Origin of the sequence: Spongiactinospora sp. TRM90649 (genome assembly GCF_029382225.1) — a bacterium.
Lineage (GTDB): Bacteria > Actinomycetota > Actinomycetes > Streptosporangiales > Streptosporangiaceae > Spongiactinospora.
The window spans coordinates 1-15,890 of record NZ_JARLTC010000036.1 but is presented as its reverse complement, the minus strand read 5'-3'; the positions used below and the strand labels follow the sequence as shown (position 1 = coordinate 15,890).

General features: G+C 69.7%; 16 protein-coding genes and 1 pseudogene. 9 read left to right on the top strand and 8 right to left on the bottom strand.

Annotation, left to right across the window (positions count from 1 at the left end; translation table 11 throughout):
- Window positions 1-29 precede the first annotated feature (29 nt).
- From P3X83_RS34590 to P3X83_RS34575, 4 genes are all read right to left on the bottom strand, one after another.
- Window positions 30-647 carry a GNAT family N-acetyltransferase gene (locus P3X83_RS34590; RefSeq protein ID WP_277309550.1) on the bottom strand — a complete coding sequence of 206 codons (618 nt, stop codon included), beginning with the start codon at window positions 645-647 and terminating at the stop codon, window positions 30-32.
- Window positions 644-2,116 (bottom strand): APC family permease, encoded by a 1,473-nt coding sequence (locus P3X83_RS34585; RefSeq protein ID WP_277309549.1) that lies wholly within the window; start codon window positions 2,114-2,116, stop codon window positions 644-646. The genes P3X83_RS34590 and P3X83_RS34585 overlap by 4 nt, the downstream gene beginning before the upstream one ends.
- Before the next feature lie 28 nt (window positions 2,117-2,144).
- Window positions 2,145-2,783, bottom strand: coding sequence for a GPP34 family phosphoprotein (locus tag P3X83_RS34580; RefSeq protein ID WP_277309548.1), 639 nt, complete (start codon window positions 2,781-2,783; stop codon window positions 2,145-2,147).
- 354 nt (window positions 2,784-3,137) lie between these two features.
- The gene (locus tag P3X83_RS34575) at window positions 3,138-3,812 is read right to left on the bottom strand and encodes an MBL fold metallo-hydrolase (protein WP_277309547.1); all 675 of its coding nucleotides are present in this window, start codon (window positions 3,810-3,812) and stop codon (window positions 3,138-3,140) included.
- Window positions 3,813-4,010: 198 nt separating this feature from the next.
- Here P3X83_RS34575 and P3X83_RS34570 point away from each other — a divergent pair, with 198 nt between their 5' ends.
- Complete coding sequence (locus P3X83_RS34570) at window positions 4,011-4,613, top strand: HAD family phosphatase (RefSeq protein ID WP_277309546.1); 603 nt, start codon at window positions 4,011-4,013, stop codon at window positions 4,611-4,613.
- A 73-nt stretch (window positions 4,614-4,686) separates the two neighbouring features.
- Window positions 4,687-5,499 carry a methyltransferase domain-containing protein gene (locus tag P3X83_RS34565; protein WP_277309545.1) on the top strand — a complete coding sequence of 271 codons (813 nt, stop codon included), beginning with the start codon at window positions 4,687-4,689 and terminating at the stop codon, window positions 5,497-5,499.
- A gap of 79 nt (window positions 5,500-5,578) precedes the next feature.
- Here the strand turns inward: P3X83_RS34565 and P3X83_RS34560 are convergent, their stop codons facing one another.
- Window positions 5,579-6,685 carry an RNA polymerase sigma factor gene (locus P3X83_RS34560; RefSeq protein WP_277309544.1) on the bottom strand — a complete coding sequence of 369 codons (1,107 nt, stop codon included), beginning with the start codon at window positions 6,683-6,685 and terminating at the stop codon, window positions 5,579-5,581.
- Window positions 6,686-7,078: 393 nt separating this feature from the next.
- Between P3X83_RS34560 and P3X83_RS34555 the strand changes: the two genes are divergently transcribed.
- Both P3X83_RS34555 and P3X83_RS34550 read left to right on the top strand, forming a co-directional pair.
- Window positions 7,079-8,200 carry a sensor histidine kinase gene (locus tag P3X83_RS34555; protein WP_277309543.1) on the top strand — a complete coding sequence of 374 codons (1,122 nt, stop codon included), beginning with the start codon at window positions 7,079-7,081 and terminating at the stop codon, window positions 8,198-8,200.
- A gap of 149 nt (window positions 8,201-8,349) precedes the next feature.
- Window positions 8,350-9,609, top strand: a complete 1,260-nt coding sequence (locus P3X83_RS34550) for a cytochrome ubiquinol oxidase subunit I (RefSeq protein WP_277309542.1) — start codon at window positions 8,350-8,352, stop codon at window positions 9,607-9,609.
- A 65-nt stretch (window positions 9,610-9,674) separates the two neighbouring features.
- On the opposite strand, the gene P3X83_RS34545 is transcribed toward P3X83_RS34550, so the two are convergent.
- Entirely contained in the window at window positions 9,675-10,616 is a 942-nt protein-coding gene (locus P3X83_RS34545) for a sulfite exporter TauE/SafE family protein (protein ID WP_277309541.1), read from the bottom strand.
- Window positions 10,617-10,735: 119 nt separating this feature from the next.
- Here P3X83_RS34545 and P3X83_RS34540 point away from each other — a divergent pair, with 119 nt between their 5' ends.
- A complete protein-coding gene (locus tag P3X83_RS34540) occupies window positions 10,736-12,124 on the top strand; it encodes a hypothetical protein (protein WP_277309540.1) in 1,389 nt (462 codons plus the stop codon).
- Here the strand turns inward: P3X83_RS34540 and P3X83_RS34535 are convergent.
- Entirely contained in the window at window positions 12,108-12,497 is a 390-nt protein-coding gene (locus P3X83_RS34535; protein WP_277309539.1) for a PPOX class F420-dependent oxidoreductase, read from the bottom strand. The genes P3X83_RS34540 and P3X83_RS34535 overlap by 17 nt on opposite strands.
- 398 nt (window positions 12,498-12,895) lie before the next feature.
- Between P3X83_RS34535 and P3X83_RS34530 the strand changes: the two genes are divergently transcribed.
- From P3X83_RS34530 to P3X83_RS34520, 3 genes are all read left to right on the top strand, one after another.
- Window positions 12,896-13,708 (top strand): aminoglycoside 3'-phosphotransferase, encoded by an 813-nt coding sequence (locus tag P3X83_RS34530; RefSeq protein WP_277309538.1) that lies wholly within the window; start codon window positions 12,896-12,898, stop codon window positions 13,706-13,708.
- Window positions 13,709-13,746: 38 nt separating this feature from the next.
- Entirely contained in the window at window positions 13,747-14,154 is a 408-nt protein-coding gene (locus P3X83_RS34525) for a Rid family hydrolase (protein WP_277309537.1), read from the top strand.
- Window positions 14,155-14,415: 261 nt separating this feature from the next.
- Complete coding sequence (locus P3X83_RS34520; protein WP_277309536.1) at window positions 14,416-14,595, top strand: hypothetical protein; 180 nt, start codon at window positions 14,416-14,418, stop codon at window positions 14,593-14,595.
- A gap of 124 nt (window positions 14,596-14,719) precedes the next feature.
- Here P3X83_RS34520 and P3X83_RS34515 read toward each other — a convergent pair whose 3' ends face one another.
- Window positions 14,720-15,013, bottom strand: coding sequence for a hypothetical protein (locus tag P3X83_RS34515; RefSeq protein WP_277309535.1), 294 nt, complete (start codon window positions 15,011-15,013; stop codon window positions 14,720-14,722).
- Window positions 15,014-15,595: 582 nt separating this feature from the next.
- Between P3X83_RS34515 and P3X83_RS34510 the strand changes: the two are divergent.
- Window positions 15,596-15,890 (top strand): annotated as a pseudogene (locus tag P3X83_RS34510) (arsenate reductase ArsC); the annotation flags it as partial.

Below are 15,890 nucleotides of genomic sequence, written 5' to 3'. Positions count from 1 at the left end.
TGATGGTCAGGCCCACGCCTCAGCGATGGTCAGGACGTCAGGCGCGCCGAAGCGGCCGATCTGGAAGGGCGCCACATCGGGAACATCGGCGGGCCGTCGGGCATGAAGATCGGGTCGCCGAGGTCCTGATAGCCGTGGCGCAGGTAGAGCCTGCGGCTGCGGGTGCTGCTGGCCTCCAAATACGCGGGCATGCGCGCTTCGTCGAGCTTGCGGTGGTAGTCCGCGAGCAGCCGGGTCCCCGTCCTCCGCCCCTGGTGCCCAGGGAGCACCGCGAGGAACGCCAGGTAGTGGTGCGGGTCCTGTGGGTGGCGCTTGCCCATCTCCTCCTCCATCCGCCTGATGCGCTCCGTGTGGGGACCGGCGAACGCCTCCACCCGGGCGTCCCGGCCGGGGAACTCGGGAAGCGGCTCGGCCCCGTTGGGGAACCATACGGCCACGGCGGACATGTCGGCCGTCGCGTGGACCTCGCCGTGGACGAGGGCGCTCTCGGCGGCCATGGAGAACAAGGGGGGCATCACGCGGCGGCGGTCGTCGTCCGGTGGGATCGTCCAGGCCGAGATCTCCTGCTCGTGGAAGGAGGTGGCGATGATCGCGCCGATGGTCTCGGCGACTCCGGGACCGTGCTGAACGCGAATGATCTCTGTCATTCGGTCCCTCCCAGGGCCGACTGGGCGCCCCTCCCGATGTTCGCGTACACCTGTGGCCGGTTGGCCCGCAGGGCGAGTCCCCAGATGACGCCGAGCCCCACGGCGACGACGTAGACGAAGGGCATGATCCAGCGCAGCGGGGAGTCGGGCGCCACGCCGAGCACGACGTCGAAGTTGGCTATGACGAGCGCGATGACCACGATCAGCAGGACCGAGGAGACGCCCGGGGCGATCCTGGCCCGCCAGGCGTTCTCCTCGTGGTGGTTCTTGGCGAAGAAGACCAACACGGAGATGGAGGTGGCCGCGAGCAGTATGAGCAGGCCCAGGCCGCCGAACGAGCCAACGGTGAAGAAGAGCTGGACGACCGGATCCAGGCCGAGGACCGCGTATATGACGATCGTGGCCAGCGCGATGACGCTCTGCGTCAGCGAGCCGTTGATCGGCGCACCGGTCCGGGGGGAAGTACGACCGAAGGCCTCGGGCAGAACCCGCTCCCTGCCGAGGGCGAAGATGTACCGGGAGATCGTGTTGTGGAAGGCGATCAGCGCGGCGAAGAGGCTCGTCACGAAGAGGAGGGAGCCGATGGTGGCGAGGGTCGCGCCCAGATGCTGCCCGGCCAGGTTGAACAACAGGGCCGAACTCTGCTGCCGTGAGGCCTCGGCGATCTTGTCCGAGCCGATCGGCACGGTCATCGCCCAGGACGAAACGGCGTAGAGTCCGGAGATGACGGCGAGTGCGACATAGGTCGCGATCGGCACCGTGCGCCTCGGGTCCTTGGTCTCCTCGGAGAACACCACCGACGACTCGAAGCCCGCGAAGGACGCCATGCAGATCGCGATCACCGCACCGACCCCGGGGACGAAAAGGCTGGACGGGGCGAAGACATCCAGGCTGTAGCCCGAGGCCGCCGGGTTGATCAGGTCCGCGATGTCGAACACGACGACGATGGCTATCTCCGTCAGCAGCAGGACTGCCAGGACCTTCCCGTTCACGTCGACCCGCATGAGGCCGAGCACCCCGGTCAGCGCCCAGGCGACCAGTCCGATGACCCACCACGGCGGAGCGAATCCGAACCAGTCGTCGATCAGCGGCTGGCCCGCCGCACCGATCATGCCGTAGAGACCCAGTTGGAGCGGGTTGTAGGCCAGCAACGCGACCCACGCGGTCGCCACCCCCACCGGCCTGCCGAGTCCTCTCGCGGTGTACGCGTAGAACGCCCCCGCGTTGACGACGTAACGGGCCATCGTCACGTAGCCGACGGCGAACAGACCCAGGATGGCCCCGATCAGGAGGTAGGCGAGTGGCACGCCCGTCACGCCGGTCGCGGCGTAGGCGGCGGTCACCGAGCCGCCGATGACAGTCAGCGGCGCCGCCGCCGAGATGACGAAGAACATCACCGATGGGACACCGAGACGGTCCTCGGCGAGCGCGGCGGAAACGGCGCTGGCCCTTCGTTCTGTCACTGACATTGGCATCCTTGTGATGAGGGGGGCTGGTTCATCGGGGGCTGATGGTGGAGTCGCCTACGGCCGCCTCGGTCTGCGCGATCAGTTCCTGAAGCGGCGCCGGGAGGGCGGCGATCGCATCGGAGACGTATCTCCGGTTCTGCTCCCACAGGACGAGCCGGCTGCCTCCGGTCGCGACGAGCAGCCCCAGCAGGACGTTGTCCTGGACGTTGAGCGGCTCATCGCGTTGGATCGCCAGGTTGACGCGTCCCCTGGGCAGCGCCGCGATGTTCACGTTGACCGGTGCCTGCCTCCGCGACAGCCGTCTGACCGCGGACGGGCGCAGCAGCCCGTCGGCGGTCATCCGGGCCGCCACGTCGGTGGCCGCCGTACGGGCGAGGAACTGCAACCAGGTGCGGAATCGATGTGAGGGTTCCGCGATGATGTGGTCCAGGGCGGTCCTGGTGAGCGCGTCGGCGGGCGGCGTCGCGTCGAGAACGACGAGCCGTGTCCGCCCCGCCGCCGATGCCAAGGTCGTCCGCCCGGCGAGCATCAGCTCTCCCAGGATGGCGGCGGCCAACCCCAAGCCGGTCAGGCGGGCATGAAGCCTCATCCGGCCGGACACGTTGTCATGCATGGCGAAGAACAGGTCGTTGGCTAATCGGGTTGTTGAAAGGTCGACTCCGGCCACGAACGGCGATCGTATAGCTAAATCATTAAATCTGTCATTACGTGAACGAGGGTTCGGCATCGGGTATAGGTCGGCCGGACAAGAAGTGAAGAAACGGACAGACGGCCAATGACCTGGAGCTATGCCGGGGGTTGTCTCGAAGATTGTGGCGAATCCACGTCGGACGGCTCCCGGAAGTGCGGCCCGGTGAATCCCGATGGGTCTCCATGGGATTTAATACAGGGCATTTTTGGTGGTTTGAGGCCGGTCTAATACCGACCCTCTGGGCACTGCCGCGCCGCCCTGGCCTTTGGGCCACTGCGGCGCTGATCGCGCGGATCATCGGGCGGCCATGACGAGCGCGGCGGCATGGAGTCAGCTTCGCACGGCATATTCGCGGAAGCGGTCGGTGGCACCGCCCTTGATCACCCTACCGTGGCCGAAACAGGCGAACTCGAAGTCGAGTTCGGCCAGGCCGCGAAGGCTGCGTTCGGTGGCGGCGATGTCGTCGTTGAGGTAACGGGGCGGGCGGGCGATGCCCTTTCGCCTGCTGACGGCGGCGTCGCCGACGAAAAGGACGCCGCCGGCGCGGTCGAGCAGGAACGAGATGTGGCCGAGTGTGTGGCCGGGGGTGTGGAGCGGGGTGAGGCCCGCGACCGGGGTCTCGTCGCCGGTGTCGATGAGCGCGTCGACCGGGACCGGTTCGACGGCGGGCATCAGCCTGCCCAGCAGGCGGGCCGGGAGGCTGCCCTTGGGCTCGGGCATCGAGCCGTCCACGACGGGCGCGTCGAGGGCGCCCGCGACGATGCGCGCCCCCGTGCGCCGGCGCACCTCGGCGAGTGAGCCGATGTGGTCGCCGTGCCGGTGGGTGACCAGGACGGTGTGCAGGTCGTCGGGACGGTGACCGGTGCCCGACACGGCCCGTTCGATCGTGTCGGCGCGGCCGGGCAGACCGGAGTCGATCAGGATCAGGCCGTCGTCGTCGCGGACCAGGTAGGCGTGGACGCGTCCGAGATCGATGTCCCAGACGCCGGGCGCGATCTCGCTCATGAGAACCCCCTGCGAACCGCTCGGGTGACCCTGAATGGCCGGTGGCCTCCATTGTCACCGCCGTCCGCGCCCCGCGAGAGCCGCAAAGGTCAATGCCCCGATATGTCATACACCCGCGACGCCCCGGCCCCGCACCAGAATGCACATTGATGATGTGCGAGTTCACATGATAGACGTGAGATATCGAGAGGAGCTGCGATGAGCTGGGTCTGGGTCGACTTCGGCGGGGTCATCTGCGAGCCGCCGGGGGAGCGTGAGTCCGCCGCGCTGATGCGTGCCGTCGGAACGGAGGGGGAGGCGTTCTGGGAGGTCTACTGGGAGAGGCGCAAGGACTACGACCTCGGGCTGGTCGACGCGGCGGGCTACTGGGGGCAGGTGTGCGGGCGGCTCGGCCGTACGGCGGGCCCGGCGTTGCTCGATGAGCTGCTGGCGCTCGATCTCGCGATGTGGATGTACCTCAATCCGGGCACCATGGCGGTGCTCACCGAGCTGGCCGACCGCAGGGTGCCGCTGGCGTTGCTCTCCAACGCGCCGCCGGAGATGGCCCGCCTGATCGACGGGCAGCCCTGGGCGGCGCGGTTCGCGCATCGGTTCTTCAGTGCCGACCTGCGGCGGGCGAAGCCGGATCCGCGCGTCTACCAGGAGGTGTGCGAGCGGCTGGGGGCCGAGCCCGGCGAGGTGGTGTTCATCGACGACCGGGCGGAGAACGTCGAGGCGGCCAGGGAGCTCGGCATCGAGGGCGTGCTGTTCACGGACGCGGAGCGGCTGCGGGCCGATCTGGCTACGGTGTATTCCATATAGTGAGATGCGATTCCCAGAATATGGACTGACCGATTAGTGTCCCTGTTGAGCGAACTGTCGCGAGGAGGGTGCTATGGGCGTTGACGCCGTCTACACGCACGGCCATGACGAGTCGGTGCTGCGGTCACACCGATGGCGCACGGCGGAGAACTCGGCGGGCTACCTGCTGCCGCACCTGCGGCCGGGGATGACCCTGCTGGACGTCGGCTGCGGTCCGGGCACCATCACGCTCGACCTGGCCGCGCGGATCGCCCCCGGGCGGGTCACCGCCGTGGAGGTCACCGCCGACGCGCTCGAACTGGCCAGGGCGGAGGCCGCCCGGCGCGACCAGGAGGGCCAGGGGGTGGAGTTCGTGATCGCCGACGTCCACGCGCTCCACTTCCCCGACGACTCCTTCGACGTCGTCCACGCCCACCAGGTGCTCCAGCACGTCGGCGATCCGGTGACGGCGCTGCGCGAGATGCGGCGGGTGTGCCGGCCGGGCGGGGTGGTCGCCGTCCGCGACAGCGACTACGCGGCCTTCGCGTGGTTCCCGCCGCTGCCCGAGCTGGACGAATGGCTCGACCTCTACCAGCGGGTCGCCCGGGGCAACGGCGGTGAGCCGGACGCGGGGCGGCGGCTGCTGTCCTGGGCACGGGCGGCCGGGTTCGCCGACGTCACCCCCACCGCTTCGGTCTGGTGTTACGCCACTCCGGAGGACCGTGCGTGGTGGGGCGGCATGTGGGCCGACCGGGTGCTGCGCTCCGACATGGCGGCGCAGGCCGTCGCGACCGGCGCGGCGACCGAGGCCGATCTGCGGCGCATCTCGGAGGGGTGGCGGGCCTGGGCCGCCGACCCGGACGGCTGGCTGTCCCTCCCGAGCGGCGAGCTGATCTGCCGCGCCTGACCCGGACATGCCGAGGCTCGCGGCGCCCTGATCGGTACGGCGCCGCGAGCCTCGGAGAAAGCTCGATGTCGGGGGTCGGTTATTCGAGGTACTCGCGAAGGGCCTGGGAGCGGGAGGGGTGGCGGAGCTTGGACATCGTCTTGCTCTCGATCTGCCGGATGCGCTCGCGCGTCACCCCGTAGACCTTGCCGATCTCGTCGAGCGTCTTGGCCTGGCCGTCGGTCAGCCCGAACCGCATGGAGACCACGCCCGCCTCGCGCTCAGAGAGCGTGTCCAGCACCGAGTGGAGCTGCTTCTGCAGCAGTGCGAAGCTGACCGCGTCCTCCGGCACGATGGCCTCGGAGTCCTCGATCAGGTCGCCGAACTCGCTGTCGCCCTCCTCGCCGAGCGGGGTGTGCAGGGAGATCGGCTCACGGCCGTACTTCTGCACCTCGACCACCTTCTCCGGTGGCATGTCCAGCTCGCGGGCCAGCTCTTCTGGGGTGGGCTCGCGCCCGAGGTCCTGGAGCATCTGCCGCTGCACGCGAGCCAGCTTGTTGATCACTTCGACCATGTGCACCGGGATCCGGATGGTGCGCGCCTGGTCGGCCATCGCCCTGGTGATCGCCTGCTTGATCCACCAGGTGGCGTAGGTCGAGAACTTGAATCCCTTGGTGTAGTCGAACTTCTCCACCGCGCGGATGAGCCCGAGATTGCCCTCCTGGATCAGGTCCAGGAACAGCATCCCGCGCCCGGTGTAGCGCTTGGCCAGTGAGACGACCAGCCGGAGGTTGGCCTCCAGCAGGTGGTTCTTGGCGCGGCGGCCGTCCTCGGCGATCCACTCCAGCTCCGCGCGCACGTCCACCGGTAGGGTTTGCTTCTCTTCGGCGAGCTGCTCCTCGGCGAACAGCCCGGCCTCGATGCGCTTGGCGAGCTCGACCTCCTGCTCGGCGTTGAGCAGGGAGACCTTGCCGATCTGCTTGAGATAGTCCTTGACCGGGTCGGCGGTGGCCCCGACCGCGGCGGCTATCTGTGCGATGGGCTCGCCGTCGTCGCCGATGTCGTCATCGCCATCCAGCAGGACGAGGGTTTCCTCGTCCTCGGGTCCGGCGGGCTCTGCTGTCCGAGCCTCTTCGGACTCGGCGATCGGCTCGGCGAGCTGCGTGGTAGTCGCAGTCGACGAACGACTCGAACGGGCAGGCGACACAGTACCTCCTGGCGCGACCGGACCCGGATCTGCCATGCCAGACACGCGGGTCCCACTTCAGGTATTGACGTATAACGCCGTACCAGGCAGTCCCGATTCCCGGATGTCACATCTTCGCCGGTCAGAACCCCGCATCCGTGCGCGACGCCACCTTCCCGGCGTGCTCCGGGGGCCGGGAGGCGTCCTCGTGACGGATGAGGGAGCGGTGCTTTATTTGTGTTCTCGGTCCCGGACACGCACGCCGCGAGCGTGCGGGAACGTATCCGCACGTAGGAGAGTAGCCGCTCGTCAACAGTGCCTTCGCCGTCCAAATGCCGCTTGGCGCGTCACCGCGGCCCGTCTCGGCGTCCTGGCCGGGCCGGGCAAAGCGGTGGCCTGGCTAGAGTGCGTTGTGTGCGGATCCCGGCAAATCTCCTCAAAAAACGCCAAACTCTCTTCACCATCGTGCTGGTCGTCGGCGTGCTCGGCGGGACCGCCACGTTCATGGTGATCAAGGCCGGGGTGCCGGTCTCCGCCTGGGACTACCTCGTGCCGGCGGTGGTCGCCGCCGCGCTCACCCAGCGGCGGCGGTTCCCGCTCGCCGTCCTGGTGGTGACGGCTCTGGGCTGCGGTTTCTACTACCCGTACTCCTCGGTGGACGGCCCGATGATCCTGGCCGTGTTCGGCGCCCTCTACACCGCCGCCGACAAGGGGCACGTGCTGATGGCGGTCGTGGTCGCGGTCGCGGGGCTGCTGGCCATGGGGCTCGGCGAGGTCGCGGGGAACCAGCGGCACGTGAACGACAGCCTGCTCGCGCTGCTCGGCGGCTGGATGGCCGCGTGCGTCGCGATGGGCGGCGTCAGCCACAACCGCAGGGCCTACCTCGGGGAGGCGGAACGCCGGGTCGCGGAGGCCGAGCGCACCCGGGAGGAGGAGGCCAGGCGGCGGGCGGTGGAGGAACGGCTGCGCATCGCCAGGGACCTGCACGATGTACTGGGCCACAACCTGTCCCTGATCAACGTGCAGGCCGGGGCCGCCCTGCACCGGATCGCGGACCGGCCGCAGGACGCGGCGCCCGCGCTGAGCGCGATCAAGGAGACCAGCCGGGAGACCCTTCGTGAGCTGCGCGCCACGCTCGGCGTGCTGCGGCAGGCGGACGGCGAGCCCCGGCCGGGCCTCGCCGGGCTGCCGGACCTGGTCGGCCGCAGCGGGCTCGACGTGCGGACGGAGGTCACCGGCGACGACCTCGGCGACCTGCCCGCGAACGTGGACCTGGCCGCGATGCGCATCGTGCAGGAGGCGCTCACCAACGTCTCCCGGCACTCGGGTGTCACGACCGCGACGGTCCGGATCGGCCGTGCGGACGGCGAGCTGCGCATCGTGGTGGAGGACGAGGGCAGCGGGGCGCCGGCCGTCCCGGGATATGGCATCACCGGCATGCGCGAACGCGCCACCGCCCTCGGCGGCACCCTGGACGCGGGCCCCGCCCCGGACGGCGGCTTCCGGGTGTCCGCCAGGATCCCGATCTCCTCATGACGGCGGGTCTCCTCATTACGGCGGGCCGAAGGCCGGTCGTGTAACGCCACGGGCGTACGGCGGACGCCGCCGCGCCAACTGGGGGAGTACGCGAAAGACCAGCCCAGGCGGGACGCGCCCGGCCGTACCGTGCGGCCACGCTCATGGGCATGGACAGCACGCTCGACTTCGCCCGCGCGCAGTTCGCGCTCACCGCCGGGGGCCACTTCCTGTTCGTGGCGCTGACGCTCGGGCTCGCGATCGTCGTCGCGGTGACGCACACCCGGGCCACGATCGGCCGTCACCGCGAGGTCCACCTGCGGATGGCCCGGTTCTGGGGACGCCTCTACGTCATCAACTACGCCGTCGGCATCGTCACCGGCCTGGTGATGGAGTTCCAGTTCGGTCTGAACTGGGGCGGCCTGATGGACTACACCGGCAACACCTTCGGCGCGTCGCTGGCCCTGGAGACGCTGCTCGCCTTCTTCGTCGAGTCCACGTTCCTCGGGCTGTGGATCTTCGGCTGGGGGCGGCTGAACCGGTGGGTCCACCTCGCGGCGATCTGGGTGGTCACGCTCACCGCCTACGTCTCCGCGTACTTCATCATGGTGGCCAACGGCCTGCTGCAGCATCCGGTGGGCTACGAACTCGTGGACGGCCGGATGCGGCTGACCGATCCGCTCGCCGTCTACACCAACCCGGCCGCGCTGGTGGCGTTCGGCCACATCGTGTTCGGCGCGGTGGTGGTGGCGGGGTTCTTCCTGGCCGGGGTGAGCGCCTACCACCTGTTCCGCCGCACGGCCGAGCAGGAGCTGTTCCGCCGCTCGCTGCGGGTGGGCGTCGGGATGACCCTGCCGGGGCTGTTGCTCACCGCGACCCTGGGCGGGGTGCACTTCGAGACCGCGCAGGACATGAAGCTCGCCGCTTTCGGGGGGCAGACCTCGGACATCGCCAGGCTGCAGGAGGCGTTCGTGGCCGCGAACGGGCCCGGCGACTACGTGCCGCCGCTGGGGGCGGTGCAGGCGGGCGGGACGGTGATGCTGACGGCGTTCGGGGTGATGTTCCTGGTGTCGGTGGTGAGCTTCGTGCTGATGTTCTTCCCGTGGGCGGTGCGGCGGCTGCGGGTGTGGCACGTGCTGCTCATCGCGGCGGTGCCGTTGCCGTACCTCGCGATGATCGGCGGCTGGGTCCTGCGCGAGATGGGGCGTCAGCCGTGGGTCGTCTACGGGAGGCTGACCACCGAGCAGGCGCTGTCGGATCTGACGCCCGGCCAGACGCGGCTGTCCTTCTTCGTCTTCACCGGCCTGTTCGCGGGGCTCGTCGTGCTCAACGCCTGGATGCTGGCCCGGCACGCCAGGCGCGGCCCCGATGCCTCGGGTGGCAGGGGCGTCGCCGCCGCTCCGGTCCCGGATCCCGTGATCACCTACTGACGGGACGCGACGCGAAAGGGCCCGGCCACTTCCCCCAACGGCCGGGCCCTTCAGCGGATTCGCTCTCAGGAGGCGACGGGCTCCTCGGGCCGCTCCTGGCTGGCGCGCTGCTGGGCCTCGACGGCCTCGACCGACTCGCGGTCGCGGTCGGCGCGGTACTGCCGGACGGAGTAGGCGATCGCCGCGACCCAGATGACGGCGATGGCGATGTAGGCGAAGGTCTGCACGCCGGTGGAGGCGTCCACCCAGTCGCTGCGCAGGATGGTCCGCACGTTGGTCAGGATGATCACGCCGCCGACGGCCGAGCCGAGGATGCGCGGCGGGATGTGCCGGACCAGCCAGGCGGCGATGGGCGCGGCGATGACGCCGCCGAGCAGCAGCACGCCGACCCAGGCGAAGTCGATGTTCTCCCCGCCGATGCCGACGAAGAAGCCGATGCTGGCCGCGATGGCGACGATGAACTCACTGGCGTCGATCGAGCCGATGACCTTGCGGGGCGCGAGACGGCCGCTGGCCAGGATGGCGGGCGTGCCGACCGGGCCCCAGCCGCCGCCGCCCGTGGCGTCCACGAAGCCGGCGACCAGGCCGAGCGGGGTGAGGAAGCGCTTGCGCAGCGGCTTGCCCAGGTTGCCCCGGGGCAGGCCGAACGCGGTGAACCGGATGATGATGTAGACGCCGAGTGCCAGCAGGATGAGCGACATCACCGGCGCGGCGATCTCAGTGGACAGGCTGGACAGGAAGGTGGCTCCCGCGAAGGCGCCGACGCCGCCCGGGATGCCGATCTTGGCGACGACCTTCCAGTCGACGTTGTTGAAGCGCCAGTGCGAGATGCCGGAGGCCAGCGTGGTGCCGATCTCCGCGAGGTGGACGGTGGCCGAGGCGGCCGCGGGGTTGGTGCCGATGGCGAGAAGCAGCGTGGTCGAAGTAACGCCGTAGGCCATGCCGAGGCTGCCATCGACGAGTTGTGCCGCTAGGCCGACGAGGCCCAGGAGGATGAGCGCGCGCACAACATCCCCTTCCTAGTATACCTACTGTGCTGATAGGGAATATGGTGAAACGTAATCGCTCATCCGTCAAGTCCTGACGAAAAGGTTCTTTGGGCGGATAAGCGCTACTGTGTCGCGACATGTCGCGAAAGTCGTGGTTATGGTGGGCGGCCGCGTTCGTCGTGGCGGCGGGCGCCGCCACGTATGCACAGGTCAGAGAAAAGATCGCGTTCGCGGGGACGTTCTCCTACGCCTACTGCCCGGGTGATGATCTTTCGGGCGAGTTCACCGCCGTGACCCAATTGGTATACGGGGTGTCGCCGGTCTTCAGATACGCGGGGCTGCCGGTCCTGGCCCTCGCGCTCGCCGTCCATCTGGCCGCCGCGCGGCTCGGTGGGGCGCTGCAGGGGCGGATCGTCGCGCGGGTGCTGGCGGCTCTGCTGATCCTCGTCTACGGTGTCCGGCCGCTCGGGTTCGCGGTGGACATGGTGGTCGACCGGTACTGCTTCGGGTACTGGGGCGGCTGGGCGGGGGCGCACCTGCTGTCCACCGTCTACCTGCCGCCGCTGGTGGCGGCGTTGTGCGTGCTCGCGGCCGTCCGGCCGCCACGGCCTCCCCGGACCGTTCCCTGGTACGGCGGGCGGCGCTTCGCCGTCCTGCGGCGGATCGTGCTCGCGGGGGCGGTGCTGGCCGCGCTGGTCCTGCTGCCTGCCGCCGGCGGAGGGCCGGTGCGGCAGGTCATCACGGAGGGGGAGTGCGACGGGGCCAAGGGCGAGCCGGCGTTCGTGTGCTCCGTGCGGGCCGCGAACCGGGAGGGATGGTCCCGAGCCTCTGACCGCGCGATCATCGCCATCGGCCGTCACCTGTGCGAGCGCCTCACGAACGGCGGGCGGGACGTGATGTACCGGACGGCGAGCGACCGCGAACGGTTCGACGTGGCGCCCGCGCTGCCCGCCATCTGCCCGCGCGCCGCGCAGTACCAGGAGGTGCTCGCGGTGGAGGAGGCCGACGAACGCCGCCATGCCAACGACCAGGAGATCCGCGCCTGCCGTACGGCGATGCGGCACCGGCCCCGGATCAAGCCTGCGCGGGTGCGCGACGGCAGACTGTGGACGGACCACGGCGTCGTCGAGACCTGGGACAGTCCCACCGAGGAGATCCCCGATGACATCCCGGACGACCTGGTGCGGGCGTGGCCCGGCTCGATCGGGCTGGTCGTCTACTCCGACACGGTGACGTGCGTGCGGATGGAGACCTACCGGCGGCGGCCCCCCGTGGAGACCGAGGGCTGGGACAAGGTGGTCGAACTCGGCTACCGCAGCCTCACCGGGGACATCGAGTTCCGCGACATGGGCGAACCCGTGCTGCCCGACCTGGCCTTCCACGGCAAGGGGGACTACCGGCTGCGCTTCCACTACGCCGAGCCGGACTTCGACCGTGCGGGCGGGCTGCAACGCCTCCTGATCATGATCTGGGCGGGAGACGACGAGCCCGCCCGCACGGAATACGAGGTCAGAGCTCGCGAGTGACGACCTTGGCCGGGGTGACCCGGACGATGACCCGCTGGTTGCCGGGCGCGTCCTGGAAGTCGATGCCCTCGTAGCGGTGGCTCAGTTCGTTGATGAGCGACTTGTCGGGGTCGTCCACCAGAACGGCGTGCCCGCGCACCTCGACGTAGCGGCCGGGGTCGGTGCGGGAGTAGACGATCACGGTGGCGCGGGGGTCGCGGAGCAGGTTGGTGTGCTTGCGGCGACCGGCGACGGTGGAGAACAGCACGTCGTCTCCGTCGGTCTTCACCCAGATCACGGAGAGCTGCGGCTGGCCGTCCGGTTCGATCGTCGCCACGGTGGCGAACTCGGGAGCGTCGATCAGGGCGCGTGCGGCGGGTGTCAGGTGTGCCATCGGTCGATCTTCTCCTGGGCTGGAATGGAATCGATCAAGGGAGCCTAGCGGCGGGCCGGTGCGCGTTCGTGGGCGCGTTGGTGGGCGCGGGGCACTCGGCCGCGTAGCCCGGCGAGGGCCTGCGGGGTCAGGTGGCCGGCGAGTTCCTCCAGCAGCGCTGCCCGGCTGGTCGCCGATGCCCTCGGTGGGAAGCGCCTCCTCGCCGATCTTCATCAGCGTGCGGCCCAGCAGGAACAGGTCGACTGCGTTCATGCGGCTTCGTCGAGTTCCCGGGCGGCCACAACGGCAACACCAGCCACCCACGCGCCTATGCCGAGCGGCTGCGACACACTCTCGCCGCCTGCTGAACGGAAAAACCGTTGTGAACCGCACGGGTCCGCTTGAGAGAATCTCGTTTCATGAGTGCTCCTGTCATCGCCGAGATCCCGACCGGCCCGGTGCCCGTTCCCGCCATCGTGACGACACTGGCCGGGGGCGACACCATCGTTCCCGTGTGGCGCAACGAACTGGGCGGGCTGACGTTCCGGCTTGAGGACGCGCGCGGCGGCACCAGATACGTCAAGTGGACCGCGACCGGCACGCCCGAGATCGACCTGCCGGGCGAGGCGGAACGGCTGGCGTGGGCACGGAAGTGGGTGACCGTCCCGCAGGTCATCGAGCAGGGCTCCGACGCCGACGGCGCATGGCTGCTCACGGTCACGGTGCCCGGCCGCTCGGCCGTGGACACCCGCTGGACCGCCGACCCGGCGACCGCGGCGGCGGCGATCGGGGTCGGGCTGCGCGTGCTCCACGAAACCCTGCCGGTCGAGGAATGCCCGTTCGAGTGGAGCGTCGAACGGCGGCTCGCCCGCGCCGACGAGCGCATTGCCGACGGCGAAGGACCGGCCGACTGGTCGCCGGAACACCAGCACCTCGCCCTCGCCGACGCCCGCGCGCGCATAGGCGACCCGCCGCCGATCGACCGGCTCGTCGTCTGCCACGGCGACGCCTGCGCGCCCAACACGCTGCTGCACGACGACGGCACGTTCGCCGCGCACGTCGACCTCGGCTCGCTCGGCCTGGCCGACCGCTGGGCCGACCTGGCGGTGGCGGCGTGGAGCACGGAGTGGGACTACGGGCCGGGGTACGCCGACGTCCTCTATGAAGCGTATGGGGTCGCGCCGGATCGGGAGCGGATCGCCTACTACCGGCTGCTGTGGGACTTGGGCTGAGCGCCACGGTCCGCCGGAAATTTGGATAGAGGGTAGGTATGGCTATCAATCTGGTGAACCCTGATGGGCTCCCGAAAGTCGATATCTACCGGCAGGTCGCGGTCGCGACGGGCTCGAAGCTGATCTTCATCGCCGGGCAGATCGCCCGCGACGCCGACGGTAACAAGGTCGGCGAAGGCGACCTCGCGGCCCAGGTCGAACAGTGCTACCTCAACATCGGCACGGCCCTGGCCGAGGTCGGCGCCTCCTTCGACAACGTGGCCAAACTGACCGTCTACGCGGTCGACCTGACCCCTGACAAGCTGCCGATCTTCGCGGAGGGCGTCGCCCGCGCCGCCGCCAAACTCGGCATCACCCCGGTGGCCCCCCTGACCGGCATCGGCGTATCCGCCCTCGCCGAGCCCGACCTCCTGGTCGAGGTGGAAGCCACCGCCGTCATCGACTAGTCCGACCCTCTGCCGGTGGGCCCGTGTCTGGAAAGCCCGCGCGGCGCGGGCCCGTGTACGGCGATCTTGTGCGGCGCGGGCCCATGTACGGCAAGCCCCCTTCGGCCGCACGCCCGTGCCCGGCGCCGCCCTGATTCCCGGCGCTTTCCGAACGCGCCGCGTCTCGCCGTTACGGCACCGGCTCCAAGGCCCCTTCCCAGGATCGGCCGCCTGCCCATCCTGCGGGCCGTCGCCCCCGCCTCCGGCGCTGCCGCGCGCCTAATGGTCCTCGCTCCGCGCTCGGCCGTTCTTCCTAAGGTCGGGCTCGTTCTCGCCGACCGGCTGGGCGCGAGGTTCCGCGCGGGCTTCGTCCTCTATACGGGGGAGCAGGCTCTGCCGTTCGGCGATCGGCTCAAGGCATTGCCCATGGCGTCGCTGTGGACGCTCGATTCGGCGGCCTGATTCCGACGGTGGTTTGCTGCGCAGGACAAAGGCCCGGCGGGAACCGGGGCGCGCCGGTTCGCGCCGGGCCGGTCGGGGAGGCCGAAGCGGATCTGGTCAGATCAGATCGGTTCGGCCGGAGCCGTCAGCCGCAGGCGTAGAAGCCGCGCTGGTAGCCCATCTCATAGCCGCGGATCCACTCGCCGAAGTGGCCCCGGTGGTTGGGGACGCGGCGGGTGTCGCGCAGGCAGTCCTGGTAGCCGTCGCGGTAGCCCTGGCGGAAGCCCGTCCGGCACTCGGTGCCGCAGGGCGCGGCGGCCGACTGCTGTGCGACGGTGGCCGGGCGGGACGCCTGGTCGGCGTGGGCGGCACCGGCGCCGATGGTGGCGAGCAGACCGGCGCCGACGACGGCCGTGCCGAGCAGGTGGTGGATTCTCACTATCTTCTCCCCGTGGGTAGTGGCGCTCGCCGTTGAGGGGGCGGTCGCCGCATCACTTTGCGTAGTCGCATCGTCACTCACGATTGATGGCGCAGGGTATCCGGGGAAACACGTACAGTTCCGAACGGGTGATGTAAGTGTTCGACCTCCGAGGGCGGCGGCGGGTGTGCGAACACTGGCGCGGTCACCGACAGCGTGATCTGCCTGTACCTCTCCCCGGATTGCACGGCCGGGCTGGTGACCAGCCTCTACCCGGGGGCCTACGGAGACTACTTCCTGAGCATTGGGAGCTTCCGAGTGGCCAATTGAGCGGCCGCGTCGGGCGATGGTGGTCTTGTGGGCGGCGAGGTCAGGTTCCAGTCCGATCTGTATCGGGGTCGACGGCCGTCTCGCCGATGTGGTCGGCTTCGCGTACGAGCTGGCCAGAAAGCCTGGCGTCGGTGGTGGGCCGGCGTAGCCGTTCGTGAAACGGGGCACCCGGCGCGGCACACCGGCACGGATCGTTCATCTGCCGTTCGCCCACCTGTGCATCGATGATTGTCAATATTGAGTCTCATCGATACAGACGGCGGGAGCGAGACGATGCCCAGCACCTACAAGCGCGAGGACCTCACGATCGACCAGCGGCTCGCCCTGACCACCGCCGCGCGGCGGCTCCAGGAGGACTTCGACGGGACGTTCGGCACCGAGACGATCGAGCGGTTCCTGCACACCAGCTACGACCAGTTCGCCGGCAAGGCCGCGGTGGCCAATTTCCTGCCGCTGCTGGCCGAGCGGTTCGCCCGCCAGCGGCTGCACGCCCTGGCCCGGGTGGAGGGGAAACACGACGGGCGGCCGATCGTGCTGTTCCTGTGCGTGCACAACGCCGGACGCTCCC